General features: G+C 69.4%; 18 protein-coding genes and 1 tRNA gene. 10 read left to right on the top strand and 9 right to left on the bottom strand.

The features are described from left to right. Window positions 1-16: 16 nt before the first annotated feature. The 7 genes from HQ306_RS04130 (at window position 17) to HQ306_RS04100 (ending at window position 6799) form a co-directional block, all read left to right on the top strand. The gene (locus HQ306_RS04130) at window positions 17-1156 is read left to right on the top strand and encodes a sensor histidine kinase (RefSeq protein WP_222629115.1); all 1140 of its coding nucleotides are present in this window, start codon (window positions 17-19) and stop codon (window positions 1154-1156) included. 33 nt (window positions 1157-1189) lie between these two features. Further along, window positions 1190-2014: a LytTR family DNA-binding domain-containing protein gene (locus HQ306_RS04125; RefSeq protein ID WP_222627733.1), complete on the top strand. Its 825-nt coding sequence runs from the start codon at window positions 1190-1192 to the stop codon at window positions 2012-2014. Between the two features lies 1 nt (window position 2015). Then, on the top strand, window positions 2016-2372 hold the full coding sequence (locus HQ306_RS04120; RefSeq protein ID WP_222627731.1) for a hypothetical protein: 357 nt from the start codon (window positions 2016-2018) through the stop codon (window positions 2370-2372). A 31-nt stretch (window positions 2373-2403) separates the two neighbouring features. Next, window positions 2404-4137, top strand: a complete 1734-nt coding sequence (locus HQ306_RS04115; protein WP_056446914.1) for a cation acetate symporter — start codon at window positions 2404-2406, stop codon at window positions 4135-4137. Between the two features lie 141 nt (window positions 4138-4278). Continuing rightward, window positions 4279-4641 carry a DUF485 domain-containing protein gene (locus HQ306_RS04110; RefSeq protein WP_027504182.1) on the top strand — a complete coding sequence of 121 codons (363 nt, stop codon included), beginning with the start codon at window positions 4279-4281 and terminating at the stop codon, window positions 4639-4641. Further along, window positions 4638-6299 (top strand): cation acetate symporter, encoded by a 1662-nt coding sequence (locus HQ306_RS04105; protein WP_231476145.1) that lies wholly within the window; start codon window positions 4638-4640, stop codon window positions 6297-6299. Before HQ306_RS04110 ends, HQ306_RS04105 begins: the two co-directional genes overlap by 4 nt. A gap of 68 nt (window positions 6300-6367) precedes the next feature. Then, window positions 6368-6799 (top strand): SRPBCC family protein, encoded by a 432-nt coding sequence (locus HQ306_RS04100; RefSeq protein WP_056446917.1) that lies wholly within the window; start codon window positions 6368-6370, stop codon window positions 6797-6799. 3 nt (window positions 6800-6802) lie between these two features. Here HQ306_RS04100 and HQ306_RS04095 read toward each other — a convergent pair whose 3' ends face one another. Together HQ306_RS04095 and HQ306_RS04090 are read right to left on the bottom strand one after the other, a co-directional pair. Beyond that, complete coding sequence (locus HQ306_RS04095) at window positions 6803-7534, bottom strand: energy-coupling factor transporter transmembrane protein EcfT (RefSeq protein WP_027504179.1); 732 nt, start codon at window positions 7532-7534, stop codon at window positions 6803-6805. Beyond that, on the bottom strand, window positions 7531-9591 hold the full coding sequence (locus HQ306_RS04090; RefSeq protein WP_308115580.1) for an ATP-binding cassette domain-containing protein: 2061 nt from the start codon (window positions 9589-9591) through the stop codon (window positions 7531-7533). The genes HQ306_RS04095 and HQ306_RS04090 overlap by 4 nt, the downstream gene beginning before the upstream one ends. A 69-nt stretch (window positions 9592-9660) precedes the next feature. Here HQ306_RS04090 and HQ306_RS04085 point away from each other — a divergent pair, with 69 nt between their 5' ends. Beyond that, window positions 9661-10944, top strand: a complete 1284-nt coding sequence (locus HQ306_RS04085) for an MFS transporter (RefSeq protein WP_222627729.1) — start codon at window positions 9661-9663, stop codon at window positions 10942-10944. On the opposite strand, the gene HQ306_RS04080 is transcribed toward HQ306_RS04085, so the two are convergent. The 4 genes from HQ306_RS04080 to HQ306_RS04065 form a co-directional block, all read right to left on the bottom strand. Then, on the bottom strand, window positions 10924-12261 hold the full coding sequence (locus HQ306_RS04080; protein ID WP_222627727.1) for a DEAD/DEAH box helicase: 1338 nt from the start codon (window positions 12259-12261) through the stop codon (window positions 10924-10926). The two genes, HQ306_RS04085 and HQ306_RS04080, sit on opposite strands and share 21 nt — an antisense overlap. A 681-nt stretch (window positions 12262-12942) precedes the next feature. Further along, window positions 12943-13839, bottom strand: coding sequence for a DUF3089 domain-containing protein (locus HQ306_RS04075; protein ID WP_222627725.1), 897 nt, complete (start codon window positions 13837-13839; stop codon window positions 12943-12945). 25 nt (window positions 13840-13864) lie between these two features. Continuing rightward, window positions 13865-13937: transfer RNA gene (locus tag HQ306_RS04070), tRNA-Arg, on the bottom strand. Window positions 13938-13991: 54 nt separating this feature from the next. Then, the gene (locus tag HQ306_RS04065; protein ID WP_307095423.1) at window positions 13992-15233 is read right to left on the bottom strand and encodes a CdaR family transcriptional regulator; all 1242 of its coding nucleotides are present in this window, start codon (window positions 15231-15233) and stop codon (window positions 13992-13994) included. A gap of 321 nt (window positions 15234-15554) precedes the next feature. Here HQ306_RS04065 and HQ306_RS04060 point away from each other — a divergent pair, with 321 nt between their 5' ends. Next, window positions 15555-16508 (top strand): acyl-ACP desaturase, encoded by a 954-nt coding sequence (locus HQ306_RS04060; RefSeq protein WP_027504174.1) that lies wholly within the window; start codon window positions 15555-15557, stop codon window positions 16506-16508. A gap of 63 nt (window positions 16509-16571) precedes the next feature. Here the strand turns inward: HQ306_RS04060 and HQ306_RS04055 are convergent, their stop codons facing one another. From HQ306_RS04055 to HQ306_RS04045, 3 genes are read right to left on the bottom strand one after another with little or no spacing between them, the layout of a single operon-like run. Beyond that, window positions 16572-16898: a cupin domain-containing protein gene (locus HQ306_RS04055; RefSeq protein ID WP_027504173.1), complete on the bottom strand. Its 327-nt coding sequence runs from the start codon at window positions 16896-16898 to the stop codon at window positions 16572-16574. Between the two features lie 40 nt (window positions 16899-16938). After that, a complete protein-coding gene (locus HQ306_RS04050; protein ID WP_027504172.1) occupies window positions 16939-17418 on the bottom strand; it encodes a dihydrofolate reductase in 480 nt (159 codons plus the stop codon). Continuing rightward, on the bottom strand, window positions 17415-18212 hold the full coding sequence (locus tag HQ306_RS04045; RefSeq protein ID WP_222627723.1) for a thymidylate synthase: 798 nt from the start codon (window positions 18210-18212) through the stop codon (window positions 17415-17417). The genes HQ306_RS04050 and HQ306_RS04045 overlap by 4 nt, the downstream gene beginning before the upstream one ends. Window positions 18213-18235: 23 nt before the next feature. Between HQ306_RS04045 and cobF the strand changes: the two genes are divergently transcribed. Then, window positions 18236-18982 (top strand): precorrin-6A synthase (deacetylating), encoded by a 747-nt coding sequence (gene cobF, locus HQ306_RS04040; protein ID WP_222627721.1) that lies wholly within the window; start codon window positions 18236-18238, stop codon window positions 18980-18982. Window positions 18983-19002: the final 20 nt, after the last annotated feature.

Raw genomic sequence — 19002 nt, 5'->3', positions numbered from 1 at the left:
AGTCGTCCTGTTGGTGATGGCCGCGGTCGTCGCCGGTGCGGTCGTCGTCATCACGCGCCGGGGGACGCGCCCGCTGACCACGCCCACCGAACGCGCGGTGCACGCCGCGCTGCACACCGCGTCGCTCGCGGCACGCCCGTTGCGGCGGGGCCTCGACGCCGCGTCCGCGTCGGAGGCGGCGCCGCACCTGCGCACGCTGACCGGTGCCGCCGCCGTCGTCCTGGCGGGACCGGACGGGACGGTGTTGGGCCACGACGGTCCCGTCGACGGGACCCTGGACGAGTTCCCCGTGGTCGCCCGCCGCGCCGTCGACACCGAGCGTCGGGTGCTGCTGCGCACCGCCCCGACCGCAAGCGCCCCGGCACGTTCGGTGGTGGTGCAGCCGGTCCTCACCGAGGGCGCCGGCGTGGTCTGCGTGCTGGGCGTGGTCACGCTGGAGGAACCCGGTCCCGGTCTTCTCGGGGCCTGCACCGAGGTCGCGCGGTACGTCGGCGAGCAGGTCGAGCTGGCCGAACTCGACGCGAGCAGAGCACGCCTCGACCGGGCCGAGGTCCGGGCGCTGCGCGCCCAGATCAGCCCGCACTTCATCTACAACGCCTTGACGACCATCGCGTCGTTCGTGCGGACCGATCCCGATCGTGCGCGCGAGTTGGTCCTCGAGTTCGCCGACTTCACGCGCTACTCGTTCCGCACGGCGGGGGAGTTCACGGTGCTCTCCGACGAGCTCCGCAACATCGACCGGTACCTCACGCTCGAGCGCGCGCGTTTCGGTGACTCCCTCGACGTGACGGTGCAGATCGCTCCCGAGGTACTCGGAGTGGTGTTGCCGTTCCTGGCGCTGCAGCCCCTCGTCGAGAACGCGGTGCGCCACGGCGTCGCAGGCCGGGGCCGCGGCCGTATCACCGTGATCGCGGCGGACGCGGGTACGGACGCGGCCATCAGCATCGAGGACGACGGTGTCGGCATGGATCCGGAACTGCTGCGCTCCGGCGACCTGGGATCGGAAGAGGGGGTGCACGTCGGACTCGCCAACGTCGACGACCGGTTGCGCGCCGCCTTCGGCAACGACTACGGCCTGGTGGTGGAGACCGCGCCGGACGCCGGCACCAAGGTGAGTATGCGGATCCCGAAATTTCGGGCAGGCATCCGGCCCTGACGTGCGCGTGCGACATGGCACGATGAAGACGCCATGAGCCCCACCCATGCCACCGAGGCGACCACGCCCCCCGCTGCCGACCGGCCCCTGCGGCTGCTCGCCGTGGACGACGAGCGGCCGGCCCTGGACGAACTCGTCTACCTGCTGCGCCGCCACCCGGCGGTCGGATCGGTCGAGGGAGCGAGCGACGCCACCACGGCGCTGCGCATCCTGCGCGACGCGCCGGTCGACGGTGTCTTTCTCGACATCGACATGCCCGGACTCGACGGCATGGAACTGGCCGGAGTGCTGAGCAACTTCGCCTCACCGCCGGCGGTCGTCTTCGTGACGGCCCACGACGATCGCGCCGTCGCCGCCTTCGAGATCGGGGCCGTCGACTACCTCCTCAAGCCGATCCGTGACCAGCGCCTGTCCGACGCTGTCCGCCGCGTCGTCGACAAGAGGTCCGGCGCGGTACCGGGTCCCGCGGGGCGCAGCGACCAGGACGACGTGATCCCGGTGGAGCTCGGCGGTGTGACGACGATGGTGCCGCGATCCACCGTCGTCTGGGTGGAGGCCGAGGGCGACTACGCCCGGCTGCACACGACGACCGGCACCCACCTGGTGCGGATCGCCCTCTCGACGCTGGAGTCCCGCTGGGCCGACCACGGATTCCTGCGCGTCCATCGGTCGTACCTCGTGTCCGTCGGCCAGGTCGGGGGGACCCGCACCGTCGGGTCCGGACTGGTGGTCTGCCTGCGCGGCACGGGTGCCTGCCCACCCGTCGAGCTCCCGGTGAGCCGTCGCCACACCCGCGAACTCCGCGATCGGCTCGTCCGCGGCCCACGAGCGGCACTCGCCGGACAGCACCGTTCCTGAGATGGCGGCGCAGCGAGAGAAGGTGGTGTTGGCCCAGCGCCGCGGCGCACGCATCGTGCGCACCCGGGTGGAGGTCCAGGAGCAGACCGAGGTGGGCGAGGCCATGATCAACGGCCTGGTCCGCGCACAGTTGGCGCTCGCGTTGCGCACCGCGGCCGTCGTCGTCCTGATCCTCGGCATCGTCCCGCTGGTGTGGGTGTTCGCGCCGGCCGCGGGTACCGCACGCATCGCCGGCATCGGGGTCCCGTGGTGGTCGCTCGCCGTCGCCGCGTACCCGGTCCTGCTGGTCGCCGGGTACCTCTTCGTCCGTTCGGCCGAGCGCAACGAGCAGGAGTTCACCGAACTGGTGGAGGACTGATGGCCGGCGCTCTCACGTCCGGCACGCGCTGATGGTGTCCGTCCCCACGGTGCTCGCCGTCATCTTCTCGGCGGTGGCCACCGTCGCGGTGGGCGCGTACGGAGTCCGGTTGGCGCGCACCACCTCCGACTTCCTCGTCGCCTCCCGGAGCGTGGGTCCGCGGTGGAACGCCGCGGCCGTGTCCGGTGAGTACCTCTCGGCCGCATCGTTTCTCGGGGTCGCGGGCCTGATCGCCAAGTACGGTGCCGACGCACTGTGGTACCCGGTGGGCTTCACGGCCGGGTATCTCGGGCTGTTGCTGTTCGTCTCGGCGCCGCTGCGACGGTCCGGTGCGTACACGGTGCCGGACTTCGCCGAGTTCCGCCTCGGTTCGGCGCGGCTCCGCACGTTGGCCATGCTGGTGGTCGCCGGGGTGTGCGCGCTGTACCTCGTCCCGCAGCTGCAGGGCGCCGGGCTCACCCTCAACATCCTTCTCGGCGTTCCCAGTTGGGTCGGCGCGGCTGTCATCGGAGTGATCGTGATCCTCAACGTGGTCGGCGGCGGCATGCGCTCCATCACGTTCGTCCAGGCGTTCCAGTACTGGCTCAAGCTGACGGCCGTCGCGGTACCGGCGCTGGTGCTCGCGGTGCATTTCGCGGCCGATCCGCGCGAGATGGGCACCCCCGCACCGCCGTCCGTGGACACCGCCACGACGGTCGACATCAGTACCGACGTCGTCGTGCAGGTGCAGGAGAACCTCGACGTCGTGGTCCGCGGCACCGTCGACGGCGCCGCGGTGGACGGACCGACGACACTCGACGCGGGCGACCACACGCTGCAGTCGGGCACGGTGCTCGAACTCGAGGCAGGATCGCCGGTCCCCGTGGTGGCGGGCGCACCGGTCGAGGGCTCCGACTGGCTCTCGCCCGGCAACGGTTTCGGTGGTCCCTTCCCGCTGTACCAGGTGTACTCGCTGATCCTCGCCACGTTCCTCGGCACTATGGGGTTGCCCCACGTCCTCGTGCGCTTCTACACCAACCCGGACGGGCCGGCGGCCCGCTGGACGGCGCTGACCGTGGTGGGTCTGCTGTCGGTGTTCTACCTGTTCCCGACGGTGTTGGGTGTGTTCGCACGCCTGTACGTTCCCCAGTTGCTGATCACCGGAGCATCCGACGCGGCCGTGCTCCTGCTGCCGTCGGCGGCCATCGACGGGGTGCCGGGTCTGCTGCTCGCCGCACTCGTCGCCGCGGGCGCGATGGCGGCGTTCCTGTCCACGTCGTCGGGACTGCTGGTGACCATCGCCGGAGTGCTCAGCACCGACGTCCTGCGCGGCCGGGTGCGCGACTTCCGGATCGCCGCGATCGTGGCCGGCACCGGTCCGCTGCTGCTGTCGGTCGGGTTGGTGACGCTCGACCTCTCCCGCACCGTGGGGCTCGTGTTCGCCGTCGCGGCGTCGACGCTGTGTCCGCTGCTGGTGCTCGGCATCTGGTGGCGCGGTCTCACCGCCGCCGGGGCCGCCGCGGGGCTGATCGTCGGCGGCGGGGTCTCCACGGCCGCCGCATCCCTCGCCGTGCTCGGCGGGGTGTCCGATCAGCTCCTGGGTGGGTGGGCCGCGGCGATCGTCGGCTACCCGGCGGCGGTCAGCGTGCCCCTCGCCTTCGCCGTCATGGTGACGGTGTCGCTGGCGACTCGGTCCTCGATACCGCTGGACATCGGCCGCATCATGTCGGCCATGCACGCACCCGAACGCCTCGGTCTGGGCGTGGAGCGACTGCGCAAGCAGTGAGCGGCACGACCGTTCGTCCCGCCCGGCAGACCGTTCGGCGCACCGGCGCGCTGCTCGGCGTGTGATCGGCGCCACGCCGTATCGGTGTGATGGTGGTCTCACTACCGTCATCCGAGTATCTCCCGACACGTAGGAGCACCCGTGACCACCGCACAACCCCATTCGGGCGCACACCCCGAACCCCGGACCCCGTCCCCCCAGGACTTCGTCGACATGCAGGCCACGCCCGAGTTCCAGGAACTCAAGAAGCGCCTGCGCGGCTTCGTCTTCCCGATGGCCGCCTTCTTCCTCATCTGGTACACGACGTACGTGCTCCTCGGGGCGTACGCACACGACTTCATGGCCACCCGCGTTTTCGGCAACATCAACGTCGGACTGTTGCTCGGACTCGGACAGTTCGTGACGACGTTCGCCATCACCGGCATCTACGTGAAGTTCGCGAACCGTGAGCTCGACCCCCGTGCCGCGAAGATCCGCGACGAACTCGAAGGACCCCTCCAGTGACCACCTACTCTGCCGCGCAGCAGTTCCTGGCCCAGCAGACGATCGAGGCCGAGACCGTCGGCAGCCCGCTCGTCAACATCTCGATCTTCGCGGTCTTCGTCATCGTGACCATGGCCGTGGTGATCAAGGCCAGCAAGAAGAACGCCACCTCCGCGGAGTTCTTCACCGCGGGCGGCGGCTTCTCCGGACCACAGAACGGTGTCGCCATCGCCGGTGACTACCTCTCTGCGGCGAGCTTCCTCGGCATCGCGGGCGCCATCGCCGTCTACGGTTACGACGGCTTCCTGTACTCCATCGGCTTCCTCGTCGCGTGGCTCGTCGCCCTGCTTCTCGTCGCCGAGATGTTGCGCAACACCGGCAAGTTCACGATGGCCGACGTGCTGAGCTTCCGCCTCAAGCAGGGCCCGGTGCGTACCGCCGCCGCGTTGTCGACACTCACGGTGTCGTTCTTCTACCTGCTCGCGCAGATGGCCGGAGCCGGCGGCCTCGTCGCACTGCTCCTCGACATCTCGGATCGCACGGGACAGTCCATCGTCATCGCGGTCGTCGGCGTCCTGATGATCGTCTACGTCCTCGTCGGCGGTATGAAGGGCACCACCTGGGTGCAGATCATCAAGGCCGCGCTGCTCATCGCCGGTGCCGGTCTCATGACGGTGATGGTGCTGGCCAAGTTCGGCTTCAACCTGTCCGAGATCCTCGGCAGCGCGCAGACCATGGTCGGCGACTCGGTCTCCGAGACCGTCGCCGCGCGTGACGTTCTCGCCCCCGGCGCCCAGTACGGCGGCTCGGCCACGTCGCAGCTGAACTTCGTCTCGCTCGGTATCGCCCTGGTGCTCGGCACCGCCGGCCTGCCGCACGTGCTCATGCGCTTCTACACGGTGCCCACCGCCAAGGAAGCCCGTCGCAGCGTCGTCTGGGCGATCGCGCTGATCGGTGCGTTCTACCTCTTCACGCTGGTGCTCGGCTACGGCGCCGCCGCCATCGTCGGACCGGACCGCATCCTCGCCGCGGCCGGCGGACAGAACGCTGCCGCACCGCTTCTCGCGTTCGAACTCGGCGGGGTGATCCTGCTGGGCGTCATCTCGGCGGTCGCCTTCGCGACGATCCTCGCGGTCGTCGCCGGCCTCACCATCACCGCGTCCGCGTCCTTCGCTCACGACATCTACGCCGGTGTCATCAAGAAGGGCAAGGTCGACGACAAGAAGCAGGTCCAGGTCTCTCGCATCACCGCCGTCGTCATCGGCATCCTCGCCATCGGTGGCGGCATCCTGGCCAACGGACAGAACATCGCCTTCCTCGTGGCGCTGGCCTTCGCGGTCGCCGCGGCGGCCAACCTGCCGACCATCCTGTACTCGCTCTTCTGGCGACGCTTCACCACGCGCGGCGCGCTGTGGAGCATGTACGGCGGTCTGATCTCCACCATCGTGCTCATCATCTTCTCCCCGGCCGTGTCCGGCTCGGCGACGGCGATGATCAAGGGCTCGGACTTCGCCTGGTTCCCCCTGTCGAACCCGGGCATCGTCTCGATCCCGCTCGCCTTCATCCTCGGCATCGTGGGAACGCTGACGAGCAAGGACAACGAGAGCACCGACAAGGCAGCGGAGATGGAGGTGCGATCCCTCACCGGCGTCGGCGCCGAGAAGCCGGTCGCTCACTAGGATTCGCCCTGGAAGTTCGGACACGATGCGGGCCACCGCGGGTGTCGTCACGCGCTAGTGTTCACGGCGTGGCGAAACTCGAGGTGGTCCGCATCGTTCCTCTGTCCGCGGAGGATGCCTGGAACGGCGCATCCGATCTGACGCGGTACGAGGAATGGCTCAGCATTCACGACGGGTGGCGCAGTGACCTGCCCGCCGAACTGTCCGAAGGCACGCAGATGGCGTCCGTGGTGTCGGTCAAGGGCATGCGGAACCGGGTGCAGTGGACCGTGAAGAAGTACTCCCCGCCGCGCGAGCTCGAGCTGAAGGGCGCGGGCAAGGGCGGGGTCAAGGTCTCGCTGAAGCTCACCGTCGCGGAGAAGAAGGACGGCTCCGAGCTGAAGATGACGATCGATCTCGGCGGCGCGCCCCTGTTCGGTCCCGTGGGATCCGGTGTGGCGCGGGCGCTCAAGGGCGACATCGAGAAGTCCGTCGACACGTTCGTCACCGTCTTCTCCTGAGCGTCAGGACAGTACGACCCCCGTCGCGCACGCGGCGATCACCAGCACCAGGGCGACCGCGTCGGATCCGTGCGGGCGACGTCGGCCCGACGTGATGCTGCCGCTGCCGCCGCGCACCGCGATCGCCTCGCCCATGTCGGCCGACCGCCGGATGGCCACCGACATGATGGCGGCCATGATGTCGATGAGGAATGTGTCCTGCGTCTTGCCGCTGCGCGTGCTCTTGCGGGGTCGGAGCTTGCGTGCGGCCACCAGCGTGTAGACGTCGTCGACCAACATCGGCAGCGACCGCAGCAGCAGAGCCATCGAGACGGCCCACTCGTCCACGGGCGCACCGACTCTGCGCAGGGGCGACAACAGAGTGGCGATGGCCGGTGCGATGTCCGCCATCGACGTCGTCCAGGCCACGGTGAGCGTCGCCCACAGCAGCACGACGCCGAACAGGATGCCGCGGAAGTAGATCCACACGGCGTCGACGCCGACCACCGAGTTCACCGCGGCACCGAACGCGACCAGTCCCCAGAGCCACCACGGCGGAACGGGGATCGCGAACACCGGGACTCGTGCGGCGATCGCCGCGAGCAGCAGGACGACGGACACCGCGGCGAGCATCGGCCAGGTCGGGTAGACCACCAGCGACCCGCCCAGCAGCGTGACCGCCACGAGTTTCGTTCCCGCCCAGAGTCGGTGGACCGACGTCTCCCGCGGAAGTTCGCGGAGCAGCGTGCCTCTCATCGGGTCACTCCTCGTTCCATGGTGTCGTCGGTGGACCCCAGCTGCAGGGTGCCGTGGTCGAGCACGACGGTGCGCGATCGGACGGACGCCAGGGTGTCGACGTCGTGCGAGATGATGACGAGGGTGAGCCCTGTGCGGCGCAGATGGGTGAGCAGAGCGGTGATCTCCCGTCGACCCGGCGGATCGAGTCCGGCGAGCGGTTCGTCGAGCACCAGGACGTCCGGCTTGCCCACCAGCAGTCCGGCCAGCGCGACGCGCCGCATCTGCCCGCCACTCAGTTCGTCGACACGCGCGCCCGCGATGCGGCGATCGAGTCCCACCTGGTCGAGAACACGGCTGACGTCGATGGTGCCCACGTCGGTTCCCCCCGCGGCCTCGATGTCCTCGGACACGGTGCGGCGCTGCAGTTGCAACCGAGCGTGCTGGAACGAGAGCGCGACGGTGCCGACGGCCGACGACGTGGCCTTGCCCGAGAGCTCGCACGTGCCCTCGGAGGGCGTCGTCAGGCCGGCCATGATCCAGGCCAGCGTGGATTTGCCGGAGCCGTTGCCGCCGATGACGAGCAACCCCTCGCCGCGATGCACCGTGAGGTCGATTCCCTCGAGCGCGCGGGTGGCCCACGGACCGCGTCGGTCGTACACGTGTCCGACGCCGCGCAGCACCAGTAACGGTGGTCCGGGCGGCGGCAGCGGATCCGTCCGCAGCGGAGTCGACGACATCCAGTTCGGGTCGTGCATCACCCGGCGGCCGCGGTGCAGCCGTACGACGTCGTCGGCCAGCGCTGCCTCGGTCGCGCGATGGGTGATGAGGACGACGGCCATGCCGTGGCGACGGGGGAGCCGGGCGAGCAGTTCGACGAGATCGCGCTGACCCTCCGGGTCGATCATCGCGGTGGCCTCGTCGGCGACCAGCAGCCGTGGTTCGCGAGCCAGCGCCGCGGCGACGGCGAGGCGCTGCAGTTCGCCACCGGACAGGCTGCCGGTGTCGCGCAGCCCGTACCCGGCCAGGCCCACTTCGGCGAGCAGGGCCTCGACACGGTCCGGTGTCGGCCGCGCCGCCGCCGGCAGGCCCCACACGACGTCGTCGGCCACGCGGGTACCGAGGATCTGGGACTCGGGATGCTGCAGAATCATCGCGGTTCCGCCGATCAGGCCGAGCCCGGTGGAACCCGTCCGGTCGATCCGGCCGCCCGTCGGCTCGGTGCCCACCAGGATGCGAGCGAGCGTGGACTTGCCGGATCCGTTGGCGCCGACGACGGCCACGAAACGGCCGGGCACGATCTCGAGATCAAGTGGGCCCAGCGCGTCGTCGTGACCGCCCCGGTAGCGGTAGGTCACGCCCGTCAACCGCACGGGCACGGGGTGCGGTGCGGCCGCGTCGTCGGGGGTGATCACGACGTCGGGCAACTCGCCCCGCGACTCCAGCTCGCCGAGGCGGGACAGGGTGGCGCGCAGCACCCACCACGCGACGACGCCGCTGACGGCCGTCGACATCAGCGCCGAGACGAAGACGAGCACCCACCAGTACCCCAGGGCGAAGGAGGCGTAGTCGGCCACGGCGGTGGCGACGTCCTCGGCGGGTGCGATCCTGCCGACGATGTCCGCGCTGCCGCGGATCGAGTTGTCGAGCACGGTGAGGAACAGCTCGCGCAGTCCGCTGAGGATCAGCAGCATCAGCACGGAGAGGGCGCCCACCACGGCGCCGGTGAGCAGCGAGAGGGTGAGCACCGACGTGAACCCACGTCCGCGTCGGACGCTCACTCCCACGATGCCTGCCAGCACTCCGGAGATCGTCATGGTCAGCGCGGTGCCGAACCCGCCCGCGACGAACGACACGAGCATGCCGGCGGTACCGGCGACGGCCAGTGCCCGCAGGCGGTGGCGGTGGGCGATGACGGCCAACGGGACGATGGCGACGATCTGCAGCGCACCCGCCACGGGAATGAGGGCGCCGATCACCGAGAACGCGACGGCGAGGGCGGTCATCACCGATCCGGTCGCGAGTTCGTCCGGGTGTAGCGTCTTCGTACCGCGACCTGTGGCCGTCCTGGATCTCACCCCTCGAGTGTGCCACCGGCGTGTCCGGTTCCCGTTCCGACGGAGACCCGCGGAACGAGAAAGTGAGCCATGACGTCCGACTCCGACGCCGCCGTGCAGATCACGCGCCCGAGACGCGTGCACCGGGCCTGGATCGTCGCCGCCGTGGCGTTCCTCGCACTCCTCGGGGCCGCGGGGTTCCGCGCCGCTCCGTCGGTGCTGATGGTGCCGATCACCGACGAGTTCGGCTGGTCGCGCGGCGTGCTGTCCGCGGCGGTGGGTGTCAACCTGCTGCTCTTCGGGCTGACCGCACCGTTCGCGGCGGCACTGATGGACCGCTTCGGCATCCGGACGGTGACGTCCGTCGCCCTCACCGTCGTGGCCCTGGGCAGCGCCCTCACCGTGTTCGTCACCGCGCCGTGGCAGATCCTGCTGACGTGGGGACTGCTCATCGGCCTGGGTACCGGATCGATGGCACTCGTCTTCGCCGCCATGGTCACCGACCGCTGGTTCGTGCGGCGGCGCGGGCTCGTGTCCGGCATCCTCACGGCCGGGTCCGCGACCGGTCAGCTCATCTTCCTGCCGGTGGTCGCCGCGCTCGCCGACAGCTCGGGATGGCGGACGGCGTCACTGGTCGTGGCGGGCGGTGCGCTGGCCGTGGTGCCGTTCGTCCTGCTGTTCCTGCGGAACTCCCCGGAGGAGGTGGGGGAGCTGCCGTACGGGGCGACCGAGCAGGCCGCCCCGGTGCTCGTCACGGGGAATCCCGCGATGCGGGCGATCCGAGCACTGCGGGACGCGTCGTCCGTGCGGACGTTCTGGGCGTTGATGGTGGGCTTCGCGATCTGCGGCGCCACCACGAACGGGCTGGTCGGGGTGCACTTCATCCCGTCCGCGCACGACCACGGCATGCCGCAGACCACGGCCGCGGGACTGCTGGCCGTGGTGGGGATCTTCGACATCGTGGGCACCATCGCGTCGGGCTGGCTCACCGACCGGGTGGATCCGAGACTGCTGCTGGGCGCGTACTACGCCTTCCGAGGCGTCGCCCTGCTGTTCCTGCCGGCGCTGCTGTCCGACGCCCTGCACCCGTCGATCGTGGTGTTCATCGTCGTCTACGGCCTCGACTGGGTCGCCACGGTGCCGCCCACCATCGCTCTGTGCCGCGAGGTGTTCGGCACGCAGGGGCCGCTGGTCTTCGGCTGGGTGTTCGCCTCGCACCAGGTGGGCGCGGGCATCGCGTCCGTGGTGGCGGGGGTCGTGCGCGATGCCACCGGTGAGTACACCGCCGCCTGGTTCGGCGCAGCTGGTCTCTGCGTCGTGGCGGCGGTGCTCAGCGTCGGGATCGCTCGGCGATCAGCCCCGGTAACCGGCTGATTCGCTGCGCGCGGTGGTGGGGCGACGACGTCGACCCGAACCCCCGTTGGAGTTGCCGGCATGACCGCCGCGGGTGGAGCGTCCGCGTCCGGGCTGCTGCTGCTTCGGAGCCGGTGCGGCCTCCTTGGGAGCGGGCTTGACGTAGGCCGCGACGTCGCCGACCAGCTCCTGGACGGCCGGTGAGTCGACGGTCACGCGCTGCGGCGCCGCGTCGATCTTGGCCTTGCGCATCAGGACCGACAGGTCTCGACGCTGCTCCGGCAGGACGACGGTGACGACGTCGCCGGCGCTGCCCGCACGGGCCGTACGGCCACTGCGGTGCAGGTAGGCCTTGTGCTCGGCGGGCGGATCGACGTGGACGACCAGCTCGACGTTGTCGACGTGCACACCGCGCGCCGCGACGTCCGTGGCCACGAGCACGCGCGCATCGCCGTTGGAGAACGCAGCGAGGTTGCGGTCACGCGCAGCCTGCGACAGGTTGCCGTGCAGGTCGACGGACGGGATGCCGGCCTCGGTGAGTTGACGCGCCAGCTTGCGAGCCTGGTGCTTGGTGCGCATGAAGAGGATGCGGCGACCCTCACCGGAGGCGAGGCGCTGGACCAGCGCCTTCTTGCCGTCGACGCCGCCCACCTCGAAGATGTGGTGGGTCATCGCGGCGACGGGGGAGTTCTCCTCGTCGACCGAGTGCTGCACCGGGTCGGTGAGGAACTGCTTGACCAGCTTGTCGACGCCGTTGTCCAGCGTCGCCGAGAACAGCATGCGCTGTCCGTGCGAGGGTGTGGCCTTCATGATGCGCGTGACGCCGGGCAGGAAGCCCAGGTCCGCCATGTGGTCGGCTTCGTCGAGCACGGTGATCTCGATGTCGTCCAGCGTCACCAGGCGCTGCTTCATCAGATCCTCGAGGCGACCGGGGCAGGCGACGACGATGTCGACGCCGCGGCTGAGCGCGGTGACCTGGCGTGCCTGCGAGACGCCACCGAAGATCGTGGTGACGCGCAGGTTCGACGCCATGGTGAGCGGCTCGAGGGCGGCAGCGATCTGGGTAGCCAGCTCACGGGTGGGGGCGAGGATCAGACCACGCGGGCGGTTGGGCTTGCGGACGCCCGAGAACGTCTCGCCGAGCCGGGACACCATGGGGATGGAGAACGCGAGAGTCTTTCCGCTGCCGGTCTTTCCGCGTCCGAGGACGTCGCGACCCTTCAGCGTGTCGGGCAGGGTGTCCGCCTGGATGGGGAACGGTGACGCGATGCCGGCAGCTGTGAGAGCGCGGACGAGACGGTCACTGACGCCGAGGTCGGCGAAGGAGGGAGAAGTCATGAAGAGTTCGAGTGCCTTTCGGGCATCTGAGCACTCCTGTGGCGGAGCGCAGAATGGCGAGACTGCCGGTGGGCAGTTCCGATCGCCGTAAGAAAAGTTCGTGCTGATTCCACGACGTACGCCGCGCACAGTGGCGCAGCAGCGTGACCCAGTGTAGCCGGTCGGTCGCTGTGACCGCCGTCTCGCAGCGGGTGGGGCCGGCGCCGTGCACGCTCTGCCGGGTGGAGTTGTTGTGGCGGAACGGGATCGGCAGTGCGTGCACACCATTTCTGGTGGGCGTACACCCCTCCCAGCAGGCCGCAGCGGGTGTGCGCCTCACGGAATCGGTGTGCGGTTCGGAGTACGGGTCTGGTTCGCGTGTGCGCACCCGGGTGATGAGCGCGCGCGGCTGCGGTGGGTGTGCGCTTCGGTGCAAGGCCCGGTAGGGGTGTGCACACCCCCTCTGGTGAGCGCACACCCCTCCCAGCAGGCCGCAGCGGGTGTGCGCTTCACGGAATCGGTGTGCGCTTCGGCGTGCGGGTCTGGTTCGCGTGTACGCACCCCGTGTGACCAGCGCGCACGGGGCTGCGGTGGGTGCGCGGGAGATGCTGGCCCGGTAGGGGTGTGCACCCCCCCTCTGGTGGGCGCACACCCCTATCAACAGGCCGCAGCGGGTGTGCGCCTCACGGAATCGGTGTGCGATCAGGCAGTGAACGCCGCGCTCTGCGACCGCACCAGATCGACCAGTGTCTGTTGCGGGATCGTCAGGTCGAACAGGTGCAGCCCCCAGGTCGCGTTCGGCAGCGTGGGCAGGGCCGAGGCTCCGGGGCCGTCGATCATGAGCACGTTGTCACCGTCGCACTGCGCCGTGAGGTTCGGCAACGGCCCCAGCACCGGCGTCCTCGCATTCGCCCCGAGCGACGCCGGGTTGGTGCAGAGGATGCCGTCGCCGCCGTAGCGGGAGTCGGGTGGGGGAGTACGCGAGAACGTGGAATACGCGACGACGCAACCGGTCTCGCTCACATCCGTGCACGGGGCGACGGTGGTGAAGTCCGACGTCCGCACCGAGATGCCGGGAATGATGGCAGACACCAACAGCGCTCGCGTCGCAGGATCCGGCTCGATGCGGTTCTGCAGGAGTGTGCGCAGCATGCGTGACCCCTGCGAGTGGCCGAGCAGCACGACACCACGGTTCGAGTCCCGTTGCGCGAGGAAATCGGTCCAGGCTCGATCGATGTCCACGTAGGCCTCGGCGAGTGCGGCGTCGCGAGCGGGGCCGTCCGCCGTGGCGAGGCTCAGCAGCGTGGCCTGCCGGTACACCGGAGCCCAGACGTTGCACACGGAGTCGAACGGGCGGGCCTGCGCCGCCGCGGCGAAGGCGAGTTCGGGGGACGCGTCGAGGTTCGCCGACTGCGCCGGTTGCAGAGAGGCGGTGGGGTAGACGTAGAAGCAGTCGACAGGGGCGTCGGTGCCACCACCACACGGATCCGCGGTGCCGGGCCGGCAGAGCCAGGTTGTTGACGGTGCTGCCGACGCGGCCGGCACCGACAGGAAGAGTGAGCCGAGCAGGGCTGCCACCAGGAGGAGCGCGCGCGTCATGGCTGGACTGTAGCGGGGCTTTCGGTGCCCTCGGCAGGATTCGAACCTGCGACCTACCCTTTAGGAGAGGGTTGCTCTATCCCCTGAGCTACGAGGGCCGACACGGCGAGAGCCGGGCTGACGCTCAGCACTCTACCGGGTCGACATGTCTGTCAGGCGCTGGGAGAGATGGCCTCCAGCTTGCGTGCCACCAGTGCGGCCTGCAGGTGCCGCATTCCGGACGGGCGCGTGGGATCGAACCCCGTGAGGTGCGCGATCCGCTTGAGGCGATAGTCGACCGTGTTGGTGTGCAGGTGCAGCTGACGCGCCGAGCGCTGACGGTTGAGGTCGTGGTTGATGTGGATCTCGAGGGTCTCGAGCAGCTCGGGCGAGTTGTCCAACGGGACGAGAACGCGTGACAGGTACGCCCGGCCGGGGCCGGGGCGGGTGAGCTGGTACTCGAGAACCAGGTCGGTCATGCGGTAGACACCGGCGGGTCGACGAAGCTGCTGGGCGAGGTCGAGAAGCTCGTGCACCTGATCCGAGGCGGCCGGCACGTCGTTGACGGAACTGGTGGCGACGGTGGCGGTGACCGCGGTCTCGGCGGCGACGGACATGCGCTCCACGAGAGTGGCGACCCATTCGTCGTCGCGCTCGCCGGGAACGAGAATGGTGCCGCCCTCGGCGGACAGCATCGACAGGGGGGAGCGGTCGCACACGAGGGCCAGCTCGGCCTGCACGCGGCGCAGCTTGCGACGGGCGGTGACCGCGCGCGGCAGGGCGGGGTTGGACTCGTCGGGATGCGCGGCGATGGAGACGGCCAGCACGGTGAACGAGTCGGCGAGCTCGATGCCCGACTGGCGGGCCACCGAACGCGCGTTGTGGCCACTGAGCAGTGCGGTGACGACGGTGTGCGCGGCGGTGTGGTGCTCGCTCGCGACGGCCTGCAGTTCGTCGACGTAGCTGGCCGACGCGGCCGTCGAGATGCGCTCCGACAGGGCGACGAACGCCTTGGCGACAGCCTTGAGATTGCCCGTCGCGCGCTCGGACACCAGGTCCCAGCCCATCTGGATGCCCTCGTGGTAGACGCCGAGGACGGCGCGGAGCGGAACACCCTCGCGGGCCCACTGCGCCGCGCGGCCACCGAGCTCGGCGATGTCCTCGTCCGAGGTGGTGGGTGCGTCGCCGACGCCGACGGCCATGGACAGGCAGGACACCGTCAGTTCCGTGACGTCAGCCCGGAGGGTCGCGCCGAGTGTCGACGTGCGGGTGGCCGCAGCCGGCTGACCCACCGTCCGACGAGCGACGTTCTCGAGGTCGCGTGGCGGCACGCCGGTGCGGCCTGCCACCATGAGTCCGGTGGTGCTCTTCTCCACCGCAGCCGCCTGGGACGACTGCGTGTTCTCGACACTCACGTAACTAGTTCCTTCCGGTCGGCGAGCCGTACGTCCACTCCGTGTCACGTGGCGGTTTCCCTCCACGTCGACGGTCGACTGGCTCGTCACTCGCACTAAAACGGGGCGCAAGTTCAGATTGTAGGGCAATAAAAGTTCATATGTGTAGTTTCGTCCCGCGTTTCCTTGCGGCGCTGTGACCCGAGCCAGGCGGAATCGGACCGTCCTGCGACTCGTCCCAACATCGACGCAAGGCGGCGGTGGCCCGATCGGACCCGTCCTAGCGTCACCTCTCGTCGGCCGGCCAGGTCGACGGAACACGACGCGTCACGGGGGAACCTCATGCCACAGGTGCTGTCACAGATCGAGCTGCTGCGCGAACTGCAGCCGGTAGCGGAAACCAATCTCGAACGCCATCTGACGCTGGCCAAGCCGTGGAACCCCCACGACTACATCCCGTGGAGCGACGGCAAGAACTTCGCGATGCTGGGCGGCCAGGACTGGTCGCCGGAGCAGTCGTCGCTGTCGAAGGTCGCCAAGGCGGCCATGGTCACCAACCTGCTGACCGAGGACAATCTGCCCTCCTACCACCGCGGGCTCGCCGAGAACTTCTCGATGGACGGGGCCTGGGGAACCTGGGTCGGTCGCTGGACCGCGGAGGAGAACCGCCACGGCATCGCGATGCGCGACTATCTCGTCGTCACCCGGAGCGTCGATCCCGTCGCGCTCGAGCAGGCGCGGATGGAGCACATGACGGTCGGTATCGACTCGCCGATGGAGGGCGCCAACCTGCTGCACGGCGTCGCCTACGTGACGTTCCAGGAGCTGGCCACCCGGGTGTCGCACCGCAACACCGGCAAGGCCTGCAACGATCCGATCGCCGACGCACTGCTCGCCCGCATCGCGGCCGATGAGAACCTGCACATGATCTTCTACCGCAACATGTGCTCGGCGGCCATCGAGCTCGCGCCGGACCAGACGATGAAGGCGATCGCCGACGTCGTCATGAACTTCCAGATGCCGGGGCTCAACCAGCCGGACTTCCGTCGCAACGCCGTCCTCATCGCGAAGTACGGCATCTACGACCTGCGCCAGCACCTCGACGAGGTCATCATGCCGGTGCTGCGCAAGTGGGACATCTTCGAGCGCACCGACTTCGGACCCGAGGGCGAGAAGCTGCGCGAGATGGTGGCCGACTACCTGGCCGACCTCGAGAAGCAGGCGGTGCGCTTCGAGGAGTCACGCGACCGAGCACTCGCCCGCGACCGCGAACGCGGCGAAGCCATCGCCGTCTGACAGATCTGACGACCGTCTTCGATCGACCGGCCTCCGGCCTGCCCGGCCTCCGGCCTGCCCGTCCTACATCGCGACGGTCAGCAGGAACGCGACGTCCTCGACGGCCTCCACACTGTGGCGGGCGTCGGGGACGACGAGGAGATCGCCCGCGGAACCTTTCCAGGATCGCTCACCGCTCACCAGTTGCAACTGGCCGCTGAGGACCAGGACCGTGGACTCCCCGTTCAGATCGTGCTCGGCCAGCGAGTTGCCCGCGGCCAGGCCGACGACGGTCTGCCGCAGGCTGCGCTGATGTCCGCCGTAGACGGTGTGCGAACTCCGTCCGCTGGACGCGGTCTTCGCCAGCTTCAGCTGTTGCCGAGCGAGCGCGGTCAGCGATTTCTTGTCCATGCGTCGTATTGTCCCGCTCAGCGGGCCCCGGCGCGGCGTATCAGCGCGTGTAGCGCACGAATCGATAGCGAACATCGGATGCGCTGCTCGTCTGCCAGGCGCCCTCGGTGCGGGTGAACGATGCCGGTACCTCGGGAGCGACCGTGTCGCCGCCGGGGACGTCCAGATCGATCTCGGTCATCTCGACGACATCGGCGTGCGGCAGGGCGAGCCGGTAGATGTCCGCGCCGCCGATGATCCACGTGTCGTGGCCGCCGAGCAGCGCCTCGTCCATCGTGGCGGCACGTGCGGCACCCTCCGCGGACCAGGACGCGTCACGGCTGAGCACGATGTTCGTCCGGCCCGGCAGAGGGCGGAACCGTGCGGGCAACGAGTCCCAGGTACGCCGTCCCATGACGACGCGGCTGGATCCCGTGACCTCACGGAAGTGCGCCATGTCCTCGGGCACCCGCCACGGAATCGTGCCGTCCTTGCCGATGACGCCGCCGTGCGCCTGCGCCCACACCAACCCGATCGTCATACCGCTACGGGTGCCTTGATCGCGGGATGGTGCTGGTAGTCGGCGATCTCGATGTCGTCGAAGGTGTAAGCGAAGATCGAGTCACGTGGAGCGAGTCGGAGCGTGGGGGCGGGGAACGCGTCTCGCGTCAACTGCTCGCGCACCTGGTCGACGTGATTGTCGTAGATGTGGCAGTCGCCGCCGGTCCACACGAAGTCGCCCACCTCGAGGCCGGTCTGCGCGGCGACCATGTGCGTGAGCAGGGCGTAGCTCGCGATGTTGAACGGCACGCCGAGAAACATGTCGGCGCTGCGCTGGTACAGCTGGCACGACAGCTTTCCGTCGGCGACGTAGAACTGGAAGAAGGCGTGGCACGGAGCCAGTGCCATGTCGGGGATCTCCGCCACGTTCCAGGCCGAGACGATCATGCGTCGGGAATCGGGGTCGCGGCGGATGGTGTCGATCACCTGCGAGATCTGATCGATGTGGTCGCCCGACGGTGTGGGCCACGAGCGCCACTGCACTCCGTAGACCGGCCCCAGGTCGCCCTTCTCGTCGGCCCACTCGTCCCAGATGGTGACGCCGTTCTCGCGCAGGTAGGCGACGTTGGACTCGCCTCGCAGGAACCACAGCAGCTCGTGCACGATCGACTTGAGATGCACGCGCTTGGTGGTCACCAGCGGGAATCCCTCGGACAGATCGAACCGCATCTGGTGGCCGAACAGGCTGGTGGTGCCGGTCCCGGTGCGGTCGGACTTGGGCGTGCCCTCCGCGAGCACGCGGCGGAGCAGATCCTCGTAGGGCGTCGCGACCATGGCTACACCTTAGGCTCAGGCAGATGAGGACCATGCACGTGATCGGTATCGGCGCGGGGGATCCCGACCAGGTGACCGTCGCGGCGATCAAGGCGATGAACACCGTCGACGTCTTCTTCGTCATCGACAAGGGCGCGCATAAGCAGGAGTTGGTCGACGTCCGCACCCGCATCCTGCGCGAGCACGTGCCGACCGACCATCGCGTGGTCGAGTTCACCGATCCGCCGCGTGACCGCGCGCCGTCGGACTACGACGACGCCGTCGACACCTGGCACGACCTCCGCGCCCGGATGCTCGCCGACCTCGTGGACGCGGAGCCGTCCGAGTCGGTCGGCGCGATGCTGGTGTGGGGCGACCCGTCGCTCTACGACAGCACGTTGCGCGTGGTGGAGCGGGTGCGCGCGGTGCTCGACAGCCCGTTCGAAGTCACGGTGATCCCGGGTGTCACCAGTCCGTCGGCGCTCGCGGCCGCGCACCGCATCGTGATGAACCGAGTGGGGGAGCCGGTCCTCACCACCACCGGTCGCCGGCTTCGTGACGAGGGCCTGCCCGACGGCGTCACGGCGGCCGTGGTGATGCTCGACTCGGACTGCAGCTTCCGGTCACTGCCCGGGTGGAACGTGTGGTGGGGTGCGAACCTGGGCACGCCCGGCGAGGTGACCCTGGCGGGCCCCGTCGACGACATCGGGGACGAGATCGTCGCGCGCCGGGCGGCTCTGCGGGCCGAGGCCGGCTGGGTGATGGACACCTATCTCGTCCATCGACCGTGACTTCCGATTAGGGTCGAGGT

It is taken from the genome of Rhodococcus sp. BP-160, assembly GCF_019836205.1.
Classification (GTDB): Bacteria; Actinomycetota; Actinomycetes; order Mycobacteriales; family Mycobacteriaceae; genus Rhodococcoides.
The sequence above is the reverse complement of the archived record's forward strand: the minus strand, read 5'-3'. Positions and strand labels throughout refer to the sequence as shown.